The sequence below is a fragment of the Nocardia sp. JMUB6875 genome (genome assembly GCF_041154655.1).
GTDB lineage: Bacteria > Actinomycetota > Actinomycetes > Mycobacteriales > Mycobacteriaceae > Nocardia.
Window position 1 is genome coordinate 1 of record NZ_BAAFGR010000168.1, and the last position, 16,091, is coordinate 16,091.

Genomic DNA, 16,091 nt, shown 5'->3' on the forward strand with positions numbered 1-16,091 from the left:
GCACCCGCGCAGGCGCCGACCCCGACTCAGCCCACCGCTGCCCCGCCTACCTTATCCGCAACCGCGAGGACGAACTCCTCGGCAATCCCTTGCCCCACGTCCCGCAGACCCTAGGCGCCGAATTCCCCGCAGCCCGAAACGATCTGGCTATGCCAGAGGAGGACCTGACCTGACCGCGGCGGCAACGCGCGGCTCGCACTCTGCCACCCCTGCCAGCACACGGACACAGCCCGACTCCAGCCGTCCCGGCACCTCCGACAACCCACTCGCGCCGGAGCGTCCGGGCGGCCTCCACCTGGCCCAGCGGGCGGGGCGTCCCGAACACTCCGCGGTGACCACTTGGCGCGGTGCGCTACTCGCCGCCGAAGACTCGCTCTACCACCGTTTTTGCGCGGCGGGTTACTCGCATGTAGTGGTCGAGGAATTCGCTGCCGTCGTCGGTGGGCCAGCCCGCTACTCGGGCTATGGCGGAGAGGAGGGTGCCGGGGCCGGGGAGTTGGTCGGCGGGTTTGCCTCGGACCAGGACGAGGGCGTTGCGGGCCTTGGTGGCGGTGAGCCAGGCGTCGCGGAGTAGGGCGGCGTCGGCGGCGTCGATCAGTTCGGCGCGTTCGATGGCGTCCAGGGACTCCAGGGTGGAGGTGTTGTGGAGATCCGGCACTTCGTGGGCGTGCTGGAGTTGCAGGAGCTGGACGGTCCATTCGATGTCGGCGAGGCCGCCGCGGCCGAGTTTGGTGTGGGTGGCCGGGTTGGCGCCGCGTGGGAGGCGTTCGGAGTCGACGCGGGCCTTGATGCGGCGGATCTCGCGGACGCCCTCGGGAGACATGCCGCCCTCGGGGTAGCGGATGGGATCCACGGTGCGCAGGAAGCGGATTCCGAGGTCGCGGTCACCGGCTACCTGGTGGGCGCGCAGCAGGGCCTGGACTTCCCAGGGCTGCGCCCACTGCTCGTAGTAGGCGGAGTACGCGGCGAGGGTGCGGACCAGTGCGCCGTTGCGGCCCTCGGGGCGCAGGCCGGCGTCGACCTGGAGTGGCGGGTCGGTGCTGGGCGCGCCGAGCAGGCGCTGGACCTGTTCGGCGATGCCGATGGCCCATTTCACCGCGACGGTCTCGTCTTCGCCGGGCCGCGGGTCGCACACGAACAGCACGTCGGCGTCGGAGCCGTACCCGAGTTCCATGCCGCCGAGCCGTCCCATGCCGATGACGGCGAAGTCGGCGGGCGCGGGCTTGCCGAGCTCGGCCTCGCTGGCCCGGATCACGGCCTGCAGCGAGGCTTCCAGCGTCGCGATCCACACCGAGGACAGCGCCTCGCACACCTGCGGGACATCGAGCATGCCGAGCACATCGGCCGAGGCCACGCGTGCGAGTTCGTGGCGGCGCAGCGAGCGCGCGGTGGCGACGGCCCGCTTGGGATCGTCGTAACGCCCTGCGCCGGACAGGATTCCGCGCGCCACATCCGACGGCTGGGTGGCCAGCAGCAGCGGCCCGTCCGGCCCGTCGGCGTACATGCGGATGGTCTCGGGCGCGTTGATCAGCAGGTCCGGCAGGTACGCCGAGGAACCCAGCACGATCATGAGCCGCTGTGCGATGGCCCCTTCGTCGCGCAGTTCGCGCAGGAACCAGATCTCGTTGTCCAGCCCCTCCGACACCCGCCGGTAGGCGAGCAGTCCCGCATCGGGATTCGGTGTCTCGCCGAGCCATTCGAGCAGCGTCGGCAGCAGCAGCGCCTGGATCCGCCCCTTGCGCCCGACCTCCCCGGTCAGCGCCTTCAGATGCCCGAGCGCGTTCTCCGGAGCCACGTACCCCAGCGCGGCCAGCTGTCGCACGGCCGCCTCGGGGCTGAGCCGCAGATTGTCGGCGTCGAGCCGCGCCACCGATTCCAGCAGCGGCCGATAGAACAGCTTGGCGTGCAAGCGCCGCACCCGCATGGCATTGCGCTTGATCTCGCTGGTCAGCACCCCGACCGCGTCCTGCCGCCCATCGGGCCGCATGTGCGCGGCGCGCGCCAGCCACCGCATGCCCTCCTCGTCCTCGGCGGCGGGCAGGGTGTGGGTGCGCTTGAGTTTCTGCAGCTGCAAGCGGTGTTCGAGCAGGCGCAGGAATTCGTAGGAGGCGGTGAGGTTGGCGGCGTCGTCGCGCCCGACGTACCCGCCCGCGGCCAGCGCGGTCAGCGCCTCGACGGTCCCCTGCACATGCAGCGATTCATCGGCCTTGCCGTGCACCAATTGCAGCAGCTGCACCGCGAATTCGACATCGCGCAGACTCCCGTGCCCCAGCTTCAGCTCGCGTTCGCGCAGATCGGCGGGCACCAGATCCTCCACGCGCCGCCGCATGGCCTGCACGTCGGCAACGAAGTCGGGCCGTTCGGAGGCCGCCCACACCATGGGCATCAAAGCCTGTTGATACTGCGCGCCCAACTCCAGATCCCCGGTGGCGGGCCGCATCTTGAGCAGCGCCTGGAATTCCCAGGTCCGCGCCCACCGCTTGTAGTAGGCGATATGCGAGTCCAGGGTGCGCACCAGCGCCCCGGCCTTGCCCTCGGGCCGCAGCGCCGCGTCGATCTCGAAGAAGGCCGCGCTGCCCACGCTCATCATCTCGGCGGCCAGCCGGGTGGCGGTGGTGTCGGCGGGTTCGGCGACGAAGATGACGTCCACGTCGGAGACGTAATTGAGTTCCCGCGCACCGCATTTGCCCATGGCGATGACGGCGAGGCGCACCGGTACCTCGCGGTCCGGGCACACCCGGGCCACGGCCACCGACAGCGCCGCGGTGAGCGCGCTGTCGGCCAAGTCGGTGAGATGCTGCCCGACCTGCTGATACGGCAGCACGGGTTCGTTCTCGACGGTGGCGGCCAGGTCGATGGCGGCCAGCAGCATGAGCTGATCGCGATACCGCTTGCGCAGCAAGGCGATCGCCTCCGGCCCCGCCACCTGCGCCCGGAACATCATGGGCCCGGCGTTCGTCCCCACCTCGGCCTCGGCCTTCACCGAGTCCAGCAGATCCGCCAGCAGCTCGTCGCGCCCCGGCAGTGTCGGCCGCTTCAGCAACTGCCACGCCGGCGGATCGGCCACCAGGTGATCGGCGAACGCGCTCGACGACCCGATCAGCGCGAACAGCCGCCCGCGCAGCGAGGTGTTCCGCCGCAGCTCGTAATCCAGTGCCGCCCAGTCGCTCCCGAGCTGCTCGCGCAATCGGATGAGCGTCAGCAGCGCCAGATCGGCGTCGGGCGACCGGGACAGCGCCCACAGCAGCGGGACACTGTCCACGTTGTCCCAGGCCAACTCTCGCAGAGAGTCGGCCGCGGACGGCTCGAGCAATCCGAGCCGTCCAACACCGGGCACAGCGGAACGAGCAGTCGGTGGCCGAACCATTCCTTCAAATTACATGTCACCACAACACGACATGCCGCCCATCCCTCCCAAACGAGACACCGTGTCCATTCCGCCTCCACATCGCGACCCCGCCCACATGCGATGGAAACGCGTCGGGCCGCGATCAGCATCGTGATCGCGGCCCGATTCGCGTTGCAGCGCGGGATTGCTCCGGCGGTTACAGCCCGAGGTATTCCTTGAGCTCGTAGGGGGTCACCTGGTTCCGGTACCCCGCCCACTCCCGGCGCTTGTTGCGCAGGAAGAAGTCGAAGACGTGCTCGCCGAGGGTCTCGGCGACCAGTTCGGACTTCTCCATGTTCTTCAGCGCCTCGTCCAGCGACGCGGGCAGCTCCCGGAAGCCCATGGCGCGACGCTCGGCGGTGGTCAGCGACCACACATCGTCCTCGGCCTCCGGCGGCAGCGTGTAGCCCTTCTCGATGCCGCGCAGACCGGCCGCGAGCAGCACCGCGAACGCGAGATACGGGTTGCATGCGCTGTCAGGGCTGCGGATCTCGACGCGACGCGAGGCCGCCTTGTTAGGCGTGTACATCGGAACACGCACCAGCGCAGAACGATTCGAACGGCCCCACGACGCGGCCGTCGGGGCCTCGCCACCGTGCACCAGGCGCTTGTAGGAGTTCACCCACTGGTTGGTGACCGCGGAGATCTCGTGCGCGTGCTCGAGGATGCCCGCGATGAACGCCCGCGCGGTCTCCGACAGGTTGATCGGATCGTCCGGGTCGGCGAAGGCGTTCTGCTCACCCTCGAACAGCGACATGTGGGTGTGCATGGCCGAGCCCGGGTGGTCGGCGAACGGCTTGGGCATGAACGACGCCCGCACACCCTCGTCGATCGCGACTTCCTTGATCAGGTAGCGGAAGGTCATGACGTTGTCGGCCATGGACAGCGCGTCCGCGTAGCGCAGGTCGATCTCCTGCTGGCCCGGCGCGCCCTCGTGGTGGCTGAACTCCACGGAGATGCCCATCGATTCCAGCGAATCGATGGCATGCCGGCGGAAGTTCGGCGCCTCGTCGTGCACGGCCTGGTCGAAGAAGCCGCCATTGTCGGCCGGGACCGGCTGCGAGCCGTCGTGCGGGCCCGGCTTCAGCAGGAAGAACTCGATCTCCGGGTGCACGTAGCAGCTGAAGCCCAGGTCGGCGGCCTTGTTCAGCTGCCGCCGCAGCACGTGCCGCGGATCCGCCCAGGACGGCGAACCGTCCGGCATGGCGATATCGCAGAACATGCGAGCCGAGTGCTGATGCCCCTTCGACGTGGACCACGGCAGCACCTGGAAGGTGGAGGGGTCCGGCTTGGCCACCATATCCGCCTCGGAAACCCGGGCGAATCCCTCGATGGCCGAACCGTCGAAGCCGATGCCTTCCTCGAAGGCGCCCTCCAACTCGGCGGGCGCGATAGCCACCGACTTGAGATAACCCAGGACATCGGTGAACCAGAGTCGCACGAAGCGGATATCCCGCTCTTCGAGCGTCCGGAGGACGAATTCCTTCTGACGGTCCATGACCGCGACTGTAGGGGCCGGGAGTTAAATCCGTGTTACATGAACGTCAGCAGGCGCGCCGAGTCCTCGCGAGCTCAACATGTGAGACCGGCGGCGGGCTCCTTCAGGTCGATGAGATAGGAGACGACCGGGTCGTCCACGCAGGATTTGCCCTGCAAGGAGACGGTGTGCTGGGTGCCCTTGAAGGTGATCAGGCTCGCGCCGAGCTGCTCGGCCAGGTCGACACCGGCCTGATACGGGGTGGCCGGATCGTTGGTCGTGGAGATCACCACGGTCTTGGGCAAACCCTGGATCGAAAGCTTGTGGGGCGCGCTGGTGTTCGGCACCGGCCAGAAAGCGCACAGTTCCAGCGGCGCGGCGTCGCTGGAGTGGCCGTCGTCGAGGAAGGGGGCGGCGCGGCGGTAGTCGGCGTCCTGCTTGGCGGCCACGGCGCGGTCGGTGATCGGCGGATCGTCCACGCAGCGAATCGCGTTGAAGGCGTCGGAGCTGTTGTCGTAGGAGCCGTCGTCGTGGCGGCCGTCGTACATGTCGGCGAGGGCGAGCAGGGTGTCGCCGCTGCCCTGGGCGAGTTCACGCAGACCCTTGGTGAGGGCGTTCCACAGGCGGACCGAGTAGAGGGTCTGCTGCACGCCGGTGATGGCGTCGCCGTAGTGCAGGCCGCGCGGGTCCTGGGTGGGCACCGGCTTGTCCCACAGCGGATCGACCAGGGCGCGGAACTTCTTGGTGGCCTGCGCCGGATCGTCACCGAGCGGGCAGTTGGTCTTCTCCTTGGCCGCGCAGTCGGAGGCGTAGTTGTCGAAGGCCTTCTGGAAGCTGGCCGCCTGGGCCAGGGATTCCTTGAGCGGATCCTGGTCCGGCTTGAGCGCGCCGTCGAGCACGAGCGCGCGCACGTGGTCGGGGAACTTCTCGGCGTAGGCGTAGCCGAGGCGGGTGCCGTAGGAGTAGCCGAGGTAGGTCAGCTTCGAATCGCCCAGGGCGGCACGGATGACGTCCATGTCCTGCACGACCTCGCGGGTGCCGACGTGGGCGAGGAACTCCTTGCCGGTGCGCTCGACGCACTTGTTGGCGAAGTCCTTGTTCTCGGCCTCGAGGGCCGCGATGCCGGCGGGCGAGTTGTCCTTGTTGGGTTCGGCGCGCTGGGCGTCGTCCTCGGCGGCGGTCATGCACTTGATGGCGGGCTGCGACGCGCCGACGCCGCGCGGGTCGAAGCCGATGCGGTCGAAGCGGTCGGCGATCTTGGTGCCGTCGCCGATACTGACCATGTTGAGTCCGGTGACGCCCGGCCCGCCCGGGTTGAGCAGCAGCGAACCGATCTTGTTGCCGCTGGCCTTGATCCGCGAGATCGCGATCTTCGCCGTCGCCCCACCGGGATTGGCGTAATCCACCGGCACCGTCACCCGCGCGCACTCGGTGCCCTTGGGCAGCTCGTCATCGCCCTCGACGTAATCGGTGCAGCTGCCCCAATTCACGGTCTGGTTGTAAAAGGACTCCATACCGGCCGGTGCCGCCGGAGTGGGGTTGCCGTCCACCACGCTGGTGCACGCAGCCGCGGTCATCGCCATCGCCGTTGCCAGAAGCACGACCCGGCCGGTTCGCATCAACGCCATGCGTTGATCGTGCCATCCCACCGAAAACACCCACGCACCCCTTCCGGCGCTCATATACATCTCCGTTTACATCGCGGTCCTCGCGCCTGTGCGCAACGTCACGCGGGGCACGGAACGGGGACGGTAAAGGTTCGGAGCCGCGGGCACCGGGTACGTGGGGTTCACACGGTAAGTCCCCAGGCCGCTCTCAGAAACCGCATGCTTAATGGGGAAGAACCGGGGGATCGACCGATGAGGGGCGTCATGAACGTGCAACCACAGTCGCCGAACCGCGCTGGAGCGGGATCCGGCTCGATGCGCTCGCGCACCATCCGGGCCGCGGCCGCCGCCGCGGTGGCGCTCGCCGCCACCCTGGGGCTGGTGGCCTGCGGGCCGAACACGCTGGTGCCGGGCAGTCCGGTGGCGGAGACGCCCGGGCAGGTGACACAGAGCCAGCCCATCGACTTCACCACTCCCCCAGCCGATCTCGACGCCGCCGCGCAGGCGGTGGTGCCCGGCATCGTGGACGTCAACACCGAACTCGGGCTGCAGAACGGCGAGGGCGCGGGCACCGGCATCGTGCTGACCTCCGACGGCGTCATCCTCACCAACAACCACGTGGTCGAGGGCGCGACCGCTATCTCGGTCACCGATCTGGGCAACGGCCAGACCTACGACGCCACCGTCCTCGGCTTCGACCGCAGCGAGGACATGGCCGTCATCAAACTCGTAGGCGCCTCCGGCCTCCAAACCGCACCCCTCGGCGATTCCGACAAGGTCGCGGTCGGTGACCCCGTCGTCGGCGTCGGCAACGCGGGCGGCCGCGGCACCCCCACCGCCGCCACCGGCCGGGTCACCGCCCTGAACCGCTCCATCACCGCCAGCGACGACGCCACCGGCAGCTCCGAACAACTCACCGGCCTCATCGAGGTGGCCGCCAACATCGAACCCGGCGATTCCGGTGGCCCCCTCGTCAATTCATCCGGCCAGGTAATCGGCATGGACACCGCGGCCTCAAAGGGCTTCCGCTTCAACAACACCGGCGGCCAAGGCTTCGCCATCCCCATCAACAAGGCCCTCGCGGTCGCCAAACAAATCCAATCCGGCAAATCCTCCGACGTAATCCACATCGGCGACACCGCCTTCATCGGCGTCTCGGTGACCTCCACCGGCGGCGGCGCCCAAATCCGAGGCGTAGTCCAAGGCGGCCCCGCCGACCAGCTGGGCCTCCAAGCCCGAGACGTCATCACCGGCCTCGACGACCACCGCATAACCTCCGCCACCGACCTCACCGCCCAAATGGACCAACACCACCCGGGCGACACCATCACCCTCAGGTGGACCGACGGCACGGGCCAGTCCCAGTCCGCCCAGGTCCAGCTGGCGAAGGGTCCCGTCGGCTGACCCATGCAACGCTCGAGCGGCGATGTGAGGAATTCCATCGCCGCGGTGAGCGGGGGGAATGGCAGACTGAGGGGCGTCATAGCAACCCGGGGACCCGGTCAAGGGCCTCGAGGAAACGACGAAAGGGACGATGATGTCCGTATCCGATGCGGAAACGTCTGTGTATGGGGCCGCGGCACCGAAAACTCCCGCTCGGCGGAAGACGCGAGTGCAGCATCTGCAGCAGATGAAGCAGGCGGGTGAGAAGTGGTCGATGTTGACCGCTTACGACTACTCGACCGCGCGGCTGTTCGAAGAGGCGGAGATTCCGGTTCTGCTGGTCGGGGATTCGGCCGCGAATGTGGTGTACGGGTATGACACGACGGTGGCGATCACCGTCGATGAGCTGATTCCGCTGGTTCGGGGTGTGGTGCGGGGTGCGCCGCACGCGCTGGTGGTGGCGGATCTGCCGTTCGGTAGTTACGAGTCCTCGCCGGAGCAGGCGCTGGCGACTGCCGTGCGGTTCATGAAGGAAGGTGGCGCGCACGCGGTGAAGCTGGAGGGTGGTGAGCGGGTCGCCGACACCATTCACAAGCTGACCGCGGCCGGGATTCCGGTGATGGCGCATATCGGGTTCACGCCGCAGAGCGTCAATACGCTGGGCGGGTTCCGGGTGCAGGGGCGCGGGGACGGGGCCGAGCAGTTGGTCGCCGACGCCATCGCGGTGCAGGAGGCCGGGGCCTTCTCGGTGGTCATGGAGATGGTGCCCGCCGAGCTGGCGGGGCAGGTCACGCGCAAGCTGACCATCCCGACCGTCGGCATCGGCGCCGGGGCCGAATGCGATGCGCAGGTGCTGGTCTGGCAGGACATGGTCGGCTACACCGGCGGCAAGACCGCCAAGTTCGTCAAGCAGTTCGGGGATGTGGGCGGCCAATTGCGTACGGCCGCAGCCACTTACGCGGACGAGGTGCGGCGGGGCGTGTTCCCCGGCCCGGAGCACAGCTACTGAGTGCGCCTGGCTCGCAATGAATCGAACGCCCCCGCGGACAACCGCGGGGGCGTTTCCTTATCGACCGTTCGATAGCCGTCGGCTATCGGTGCACATTCGCCCACGGTCTCTTCGGTCCACCATCGCGTTTTGGTGGCAGACTCGGTAGCCAACGAGCTGGATCGACCAGAGGGAAGTTCATGGATCGTGGAATGAGTCGCTGGATGCGCCGGACGCCGGTGCTGGTGGGTGCCGTGGCCGTCGTCGTGTTGACCGCGGGTTGCGGGGACAACTCCTCGACCGGATCGGCGCAGCCTAAGGGCTCGTCCTCGGGGTTGAGCTCGACGACGGGCCAGCCGAGCACCAGCGGTGCGCCGACCACGTCGGCGAACGCCGGGCCGGGACTGACCGTCTCCGATGCCGCCGCCAAGCGGTTGTGCGACCTGATCCGGCCGCAGCTCTCGGACTGGCGGGTGCAGACCCCGACCATGGACAAGGTCTCGCTGAACGCGACCGTGATCCAGTGGGCTGCGGAGAACGGGCTGTTCCTGCCCAATGAGCGCGGCGTGGCCGACCGGGTCACCACCCAGGCCTGCCCGGATGTGCGTGATGCGGCGCTGTCCGCGATCGAGATCCCGAACCTGTCCGCGGGGCTGGTGGCCGGCTGATGCGCACCCTGTACCAGCCGATCGAACCCTACGAGCAGGGCATGCTCGACGTCGGTGATGGCCAGCACCTCTACTACGAGGTGAGCGGCAACCCCGACGGCAAGCCCGCGGTGTTCCTGCACGGCGGCCCGGGCGGCGGCACCTCGCCGTATCACCGGCAGTTCTTCGATCCCGAGGCGTACCGCATCGTGCTGTTCGATCAGCGGGGTTGCGGGCAGTCCACCCCGCACATCGCCGACGGCGCGAGCCTCGAGCACAACACCACCTGGCATCTGGTCGGCGATATCGAAAGGCTGCGAACGCATCTGGGCGTCGAGCGCTGGCTGGTGTTCGGCGGCTCGTGGGGTTCGACGCTGGCCCTCACCTATGCGCAGACCCATCCCGACCGGGTGGCCGAATTGGTCTTGCGCGGGATATTCCTGTTGCGGCGCAAGGAAATCGATTGGTACTACAATGGCTCCGCGGGGTACGTGTACCCCGATGAGTGGGAGAAGTTCCTGGCGCCGGTGCCGGAGGCCGAGCGCGGGCAAGATCTGGTCGAGGTCTATCACCGGCTGCTGCACTCCCCCGATGCCGCTCTTGCCACCGACGCGGCCGTCGCGTGGTCGACCTGGGAGGGTGCCACGAGTTCTCTGCTGCCCCAACCGGATCGGGTCGCCGAAACCGCCGACCCGCGCTTCGCGCTGGCCTTCGCGCGCATCGAGAACCACTATTTCGTCAACCACGGCTTCCTCGACGAGGGTCAGCTGCTGCGCGACATCGACCGCATCGCCCACATTCCCGGTGTGATCGTGCAGGGCCGCTACGACGTGGTGTGCCCGGCGACCAGCGCCTGGGATCTGCACCAGGCCTGGCCCGGTTCGGAATTGCACCTGGTGCCCGACGCCGGTCACGCCGCTCTCGAAACCGGCATCACCCACCATCTGGTGGAAGCCACGGACAAGTACAGGATGTAGATGAGTACCGCAGCCGGTCCCGCCCTGGTCGACGCAGTAGCCGCCGATGTGGACCGGCTGTGTACGGCCGAACCCGATGTGCGCGAAGACCTTCCGGATTCGGTGCACAAGATGCGGGTGGCGACCCGGCGCCTGCGCAGCATCCTGAGGTCCTATCGCCGATTGCTGCGGCGCAAGCCGGTCGGCGAGATCACCGACGAATTGCGCTGGCTGGCCGGGCTGCTCGGGGTGGCCCGCGACGCCGAGGTGCGGGCCGAGCGATTCACGACGCTGCTGGGCGACACCGGCGCGCCGTTCGACGAGAAGACCGTGCCGCTGGGCGAGAAGTCGCCTCCCCGAAAGGATTTCGGCGCCCAGCTGGTGGCCGATGAGCGCCGCTTCTACGCGGGCGCGCATCGCGCGGTGGTGGACGCCTTCGACAGCCGCCGCTACCGGACCCTGCTCGACCGGCTGCACGGCCTGACCGGCGACGCCCCGCTGCGCGGGTCCCAGGCCGACAAGCCCGCCGAGGATGTCTTCGCCGCGGTGCTGCGCCACGACTTCCGCGAGCTGCGCCGCCTGGTCCGCCAGGAACCCGATCTGACCGAGGAAGAGCGCGTCGAGCACCTGCACGACATCCGCAAGGCCGCCAAGCGACTTCGCTACTCCGCCGAGGCCGCCACCGCCGTTCTCGGCAAGCCCGCCGAGGAACTGGGCAAGAAGGCCAAACGCCTCCAGGGCGTCCTGGGTGACCATCGCGACGCCGTCGAGTCCCTGCAAACCCTGCGCACCCACGCCACCGACGCCGACGAGGCGGGCTACCAACGCCTCTGCGATGCAGAGGAAGCCGCCGCCGCCAAGGCTCTCGAGCAGTACCCCGACGCCATCGAATTCCTCCGCCACCACCCGCTGACCTAGCGGATCGATCCGCTCAGTGAGTGCGGAACCCCGACTGCTCGCCGTTGTGCTGAGCCCCGTGCGCCAGCGCCACCCCGTGGCCGGGTGCCGTCGCGTGCGTAGTTCCGTGGCTGTCCCGGTGCGCGGCATGCGGCATGATCCGGTCGATCCAGGCCAGCAGCACCGCCGAGATCACGAACGCGAGGTGGATGATCACCGGCCACAGGTAGCGCGCCGAGTGCTCGCCGGGGTTGGCGTCGGTGGTGATGGAGATGAACGTCTTCAACAGGTGGATCGAGGAGATGCCGACGATCGACATGGCCAGCTTCACCTTCAGCACATTGGCATTCACCTGGGCCAGCCATTCCGGCTGATCCGGATGCCCGTCGATGCGCAGCCGCGACACGAATGTCTCGTACCCGCCGACGATCACCATGATCAGCAGGTTGGAGATCATGACCACGTCGATCAGCCCGAGTACCGAGAGCATGATGCTGGTCTCGGCATTGCCCTCCTTGAACAGCCCGTGCACGAGTTCCCAGAGCTCGCGCAGGAATTGCCACACGTAGGCGGCCTGCGCGACGATCAGGCCCACGTACAGCGGCAGCTGCAGCCAGCGGCTGAGGAAGATGAAGTAGCCCAGACTGCGTGGCTGGGTGGCCGCGGGCGGAGTCGCGGTGGGGTACGGGAAAGCCATGGGACCCAATACAGCACGCCCGAAATCACGCGCCGATCAGTAATCGATCATGTCCGCGCGCACCGCTGACGCCGTGATGGATTCCTGATCGTTCGTTGATGTCCGCGCCGATAGGTTCGCCGCGTGCAACACGGAATTCAGCAGAAACGCCGCGGCCCGCTGTGGCTGGTCGCGATCGCGGCGGCGCTCATCGTGGGCCTGGTGCTCGCGATGTCCGCCTACGGGGTCGGCCGCACCCGGGCGGAGGCCTCGCATCCCTTCGGCAATACCGCGGTCAAGGATCGGGTGGATCTGGGCATCTGGGTCGGCAAGATCGATCCGGCCACCCAGACCGCCACGGTCGAGGTGCTGGCCACTCCGCGCGGCGCGCTCGCCGACAAGAACGGCCACTTCGTCTCCGACGCGCTGCTATACACCTCGGCGCTCAAGGCCGATCCGATCAAAATCAAAGCGGGCGAGCCGATCTCGGCTGCCGAGGTGAAGGTGGTGGTGGAGGGCACGCTCACCGACTACCCGTTCGACTCCTATGACGCGGTGCTGGCCTTCGACGTGTTCAGCGGCGACAAGCGGCTGCCCACCGCGGCCACCGTGGCCAGCGGTGACACCCTGTTCGCGGTGAGCGAGGCGCCGGAATCCGACTCCGACGAGGGCATCGACCTCGGGTTGCACGCCAGCCGGTCGATTCCGACGCTGGTGTTCGCGATCTTCATCATGATCCTCATGCTGGGCCTGTCGCTGGCCGCGGCGATCGCCTGCTATTACGTGCTGTCCGGTAAGCGCGGCCTGATGTTCCCGGCCGTATCCATGATGGGCGCACTGCTTTTCGCGTTGGTGCCGCTGCGCAACGCGGTGCCGGGTGGCGCGCCGATCGGGTCGATCATCGACTTCACGTCGTTCTTCATCGCGGAGGGGATCATTTCGGCGGCGTTGGTCGGGACCGTGGTGGTCGGCTATCGCGTCGAAATGGCGAAGGAACGCGCGGAGCGGGAGGCTGCGGCGCGGCCGACGAATCAGTTCCCGGTGTTCGCGCCACAGCGGTGAGCTGCCGTGCCACAGCGGTGATCACCATTCGGCGAGCGAGCCGTCCTTGCGATGCCAGATCGGGTTGCGCCAGCGGTGCCCGGTCTCGGCGGCGCGGGCCACGGCTCGCTCGTCGACGCGGATGCCCAGGCCGGGCTCGTTCAGCAGGCCGACATGGCCGTCGCGGTACTCGAAAACCATTGGGTCGATGAGGTAGTCGAGCAGATCCGAGCCGGTGTTGTAGTGGATGCCCAGGCTCTGTTCCTGGATGAGCAGATTCGGGGTGGCGAAGCCGACCTGCAGGCTGGCGGCGAGCGCGATCGGGCCGAGCGGGCAGTGCGGGGCCAGGGCGACATCGCGGGCCTCGGCGAGGGCGGCGATGCGGCGGACCTCGGAGATGCCGCCCGCGTGCGAGAGGTCCGGTTGGACCACGGCCACGCCGCTTTCCAGGACCGGGAGGAAGTCCCAGCGCGAGAAGAGGCGCTCACCCGTGGCGATGGGAATGCTTGTGGCGCTGGTGATCTCGCTCAGTCGCGCACCGGCCTCCGGCACCAAAGGTTCCTCCACGAAGAACGGCAGGTACGGCTCCAGCAATGGCAGCACCCGCCGGGCCATGGCGACGGACAGGCGGCCGTGGAAGTCGACGGCGATATCGAATTCGTCGCCGGTGGCCTCCCGCACCGCCGCTACCCGGTCGACGATGTCGAGGGTCGCGCGCGCGGTGTCGATGGGTTCCATTTCGGCCGAGGCGTTCATCTTGATCGCGGTGAAGCCCTGGGACTTTCGCTCCTTCGCGGCGGCGGCCACATCGTCGGGGCGGTCGCCGCCGATCCAGCTGTAGACACGCACCCGGTCGCGCACGGCACCGCCGAGCAGCTGCCACACCGGGACGCCGAGCGCCTTGCCGGTGATATCCCATAGCGCCTGGTCGATGCCCGCGACCGCGCTCGACAGGATGGGTCCGCCGCGATAGAAGCCGCCCTTGGTGAGGGTCTGCCAGTGCGCCTCGATGCTCATCGGGTCCTTGCCGATCAGGTAGTCGGCGAGCTCGTCGACGGCGGCCGCGACGGTGTGGGCGCGGCCCTCGATCACGGGTTCGCCCCAGCCGGTGAGGCCCTCGTCGGTGTCGATGCGCAGGAAGCACCAGCGGGGCGCGACCAGGTATGTGGTGAGTGCGGTGATCTTCACCGGGATTCCTTTCGCACGCTCCAGCCGCCGTCGACGACCAGATTCGCGCCGGTGATGAAGGAGGCGTCATCGGAGGCGAGGAAGGCGATGGCGGACGCCACCTCCTCGGGATCGCCCAGTCTGTCCAGAACTGTTGCGCGAGCGGACAATCGGCGGCCTTCGGCGTCGACGTCGTCCCATACGGGGGTGAGGATGGGGCCGGGGAGCACGGCGTTCACCCTGATCCGGTCCTCTCCGTACTCGACCGCCAGCTGGCGCACCAGGGCGGTCAACCCGCCCTTGGCCGCCGCGTAGACCGGGTATCCGGGCAGCCCGAACTGGGCGTGCACGCTCGACACGGCGACGACATTCCCGCGCCGGGAACGCAAGTCGTCGATGAAGGCGCGCAGGCCCAGGAACAGCGGCGTCAGGTTGACCGCCAGCCCGTCGTCCCATTGGCGTCTGCTCAATTCGTGCGCCGGAACGATCTCCTGGTGAGAGGCATTGCTGCACAAGAAGTCCAACGGCCCGAACCGCTCGTTGACCCGCGCCCGGAGGTCGTCCCACGATTCCTCCAGCGACACATCGCACCACTGGAATTCCGCCCGCGCACCCGTCGCGCGGATCTTCTCCGCCACCCCCTCTCCGCCGGCCTCATCGATATCCGCGATGACCACCGCCGCACCTTCGGCCGCCAACCTCACCGCCGTGGCCGCCCCGATTCCCGAGGCCGCCCCGGTAACCACCGCGACCCTGTCCACCAGCCGACTCATCCTCTTCCCCTTCGTCCTCATCGCTGAACATCGGCTCCGTCGAGCAACCCGAGCTCGTGCCGATACGGCAGACCCGCCCAATCCCCGGCCACAGACACGGCGAACGCGCCGCAGGTGGCGGCCAATCGCAAACGCTCCGAGACGGATTCGCCGTCGAGCAGGCCCGCGAGGTACCCGGCGACGAACGCGTCTCCGGCTCCGACCGGGTCGATTGCGGTGACCGGCAGCGCGGGTTGCCGCAGCAGCTCACCATCCGCCCACGCCACGGCGCCATCGGCACCGAGCTTGAGGATGATCTCCGAAGGGCGCAGGGCGGCAAGCGATTCGGCTACCGCCGCCACGTCCTCGGACACCGAGTCGCTCCGCAACAGCAATGCCGCCTCGTCCAATCCCGCGAAGACCACGTCGGCGCGCAACACCAGCTTCGACAGCTCCGCGGCGGCCTCGGCCGGAGACCACAGGGCGCTGCGGTAGTTGACGTCCAGGGATACCGGGACGCCCGCGTCGCTGGCGATTCCGACGGCCAGATCGACCGCGGCCCGCGCCGAATCACTCAGGGCGGGTGTGATTCCCGTGATGTGCAGGACACCCGCGGCCGCGATCCGCGCGGCATCGATCTGATCCACCGCCAGCCGTGAGCCCGCCAGACCGCGCCGGTAATAGGTGACGCGTGTGTGATCGGCCGTCCGGCGCTCGCGCAGCATCAATCCGGTGGGTAGCTCCGGGTCGACCCGGCAGGACGAGACATCCACCCGCTCACCCCGCAACCGGTCGAAAACCATGCGCCCCACCGCATCCGCGCCCAGACTCCCGATCCACGCACTCTCGTGCCCGAGCCTGCGCACGCCGATCGCGACGGTCGCCTCCGCCCCCGCGAAATCCATCCGCATCGCCGCCCCGGGCGCCAACGGCCCGGCTTCGCTCGCCGCCACCACGCCGAGCGCCTCCCCGAGCGTTACCAGTCCGCCCCTCATGACAGCTGGTCCCGCACGAGGAGCGCCCGCTCCCGCAGCGCCCCGAGATCCCCACCGACACAAGCATCCCCGACCAGCGGCGACCCCATCCCCAGCGCCCTGGCCCCCGCCTCCAGG

General features: G+C 68.5%; 13 protein-coding genes. 6 read left to right on the plus strand and 7 right to left on the minus strand.

What is annotated here, in order from left to right; translation table 11 throughout:
* Window positions 1-352: 352 nt before the first annotated feature.
* The 3 genes from ACAM49_RS32060 to ACAM49_RS32070 all read right to left on the minus strand — a co-directional run bounded on the left by ACAM49_RS32060 (window position 353) and on the right by ACAM49_RS32070 (window position 6,442).
* Window positions 353-3,367, minus strand: a complete 3,015-nt coding sequence (locus tag ACAM49_RS32060) for a bifunctional [glutamine synthetase] adenylyltransferase/[glutamine synthetase]-adenylyl-L-tyrosine phosphorylase (RefSeq protein ID WP_369639304.1) — start codon at window positions 3,365-3,367, stop codon at window positions 353-355.
* Window positions 3,368-3,545: 178 nt separating this feature from the next.
* Complete coding sequence (gene glnA / locus ACAM49_RS32065; RefSeq protein WP_369639305.1) at window positions 3,546-4,886, minus strand: type I glutamate--ammonia ligase; 1,341 nt, start codon at window positions 4,884-4,886, stop codon at window positions 3,546-3,548.
* Between the two features lie 74 nt (window positions 4,887-4,960).
* Window positions 4,961-6,442: an alpha/beta hydrolase gene (locus ACAM49_RS32070; protein WP_369639316.1), complete on the minus strand. Its 1,482-nt coding sequence runs from the start codon at window positions 6,440-6,442 to the stop codon at window positions 4,961-4,963.
* Between the two features lie 345 nt (window positions 6,443-6,787).
* On the opposite strand from ACAM49_RS32070, the gene ACAM49_RS32075 reads away from it, so the two are divergent.
* From ACAM49_RS32075 to ACAM49_RS32095, 5 genes are all read left to right on the plus strand, one after another.
* Window positions 6,788-7,876 (plus strand): S1C family serine protease, encoded by a 1,089-nt coding sequence (locus tag ACAM49_RS32075; RefSeq protein ID WP_369639306.1) that lies wholly within the window; start codon window positions 6,788-6,790, stop codon window positions 7,874-7,876.
* 133 nt (window positions 7,877-8,009) lie between these two features.
* A complete protein-coding gene (gene panB / locus ACAM49_RS32080; RefSeq protein WP_369639307.1) occupies window positions 8,010-8,864 on the plus strand; it encodes a 3-methyl-2-oxobutanoate hydroxymethyltransferase in 855 nt (284 codons plus the stop codon).
* A 191-nt stretch (window positions 8,865-9,055) separates the two neighbouring features.
* A complete protein-coding gene (locus ACAM49_RS32085) occupies window positions 9,056-9,511 on the plus strand; it encodes a hypothetical protein (RefSeq protein WP_369639308.1) in 456 nt (151 codons plus the stop codon).
* A complete protein-coding gene (gene pip, locus ACAM49_RS32090) occupies window positions 9,511-10,467 on the plus strand; it encodes a prolyl aminopeptidase (protein ID WP_369639309.1) in 957 nt (318 codons plus the stop codon). Before ACAM49_RS32085 ends, pip begins: the two co-directional genes overlap by 1 nt.
* Window positions 10,468-11,364: a CHAD domain-containing protein gene (locus ACAM49_RS32095; RefSeq protein WP_369639310.1), complete on the plus strand. Its 897-nt coding sequence runs from the start codon at window positions 10,468-10,470 to the stop codon at window positions 11,362-11,364. It abuts the gene before it with no gap.
* A 13-nt stretch (window positions 11,365-11,377) separates the two neighbouring features.
* On the opposite strand, the gene ACAM49_RS32100 is transcribed toward ACAM49_RS32095, so the two are convergent.
* Window positions 11,378-12,040: a TIGR00645 family protein gene (locus ACAM49_RS32100; RefSeq protein ID WP_369639311.1), complete on the minus strand. Its 663-nt coding sequence runs from the start codon at window positions 12,038-12,040 to the stop codon at window positions 11,378-11,380.
* 123 nt (window positions 12,041-12,163) lie between these two features.
* Between ACAM49_RS32100 and ACAM49_RS32105 the strand changes: the two genes are divergently transcribed.
* Window positions 12,164-13,081, plus strand: a complete 918-nt coding sequence (locus ACAM49_RS32105; protein WP_369639312.1) for a DUF4436 family protein — start codon at window positions 12,164-12,166, stop codon at window positions 13,079-13,081.
* Between the two features lie 21 nt (window positions 13,082-13,102).
* Here the strand turns inward: ACAM49_RS32105 and dgoD are convergent, their stop codons facing one another.
* Genes dgoD through ACAM49_RS32120 form a run of 3 tightly spaced genes read right to left on the minus strand, consistent with a single transcriptional unit; the run spans window position 13,103 to window position 15,974 of the window.
* Window positions 13,103-14,248 (minus strand): galactonate dehydratase, encoded by a 1,146-nt coding sequence (dgoD, locus tag ACAM49_RS32110; protein ID WP_369639313.1) that lies wholly within the window; start codon window positions 14,246-14,248, stop codon window positions 13,103-13,105.
* Window positions 14,245-15,000 (minus strand): SDR family NAD(P)-dependent oxidoreductase, encoded by a 756-nt coding sequence (locus tag ACAM49_RS32115; protein WP_369639314.1) that lies wholly within the window; start codon window positions 14,998-15,000, stop codon window positions 14,245-14,247. The genes dgoD and ACAM49_RS32115 overlap by 4 nt, the downstream gene beginning before the upstream one ends.
* Window positions 15,001-15,017: 17 nt before the next feature.
* Window positions 15,018-15,974, minus strand: a complete 957-nt coding sequence (locus ACAM49_RS32120; RefSeq protein WP_369639315.1) for a sugar kinase — start codon at window positions 15,972-15,974, stop codon at window positions 15,018-15,020.
* Window positions 15,975-16,091: the final 117 nt, after the last annotated feature.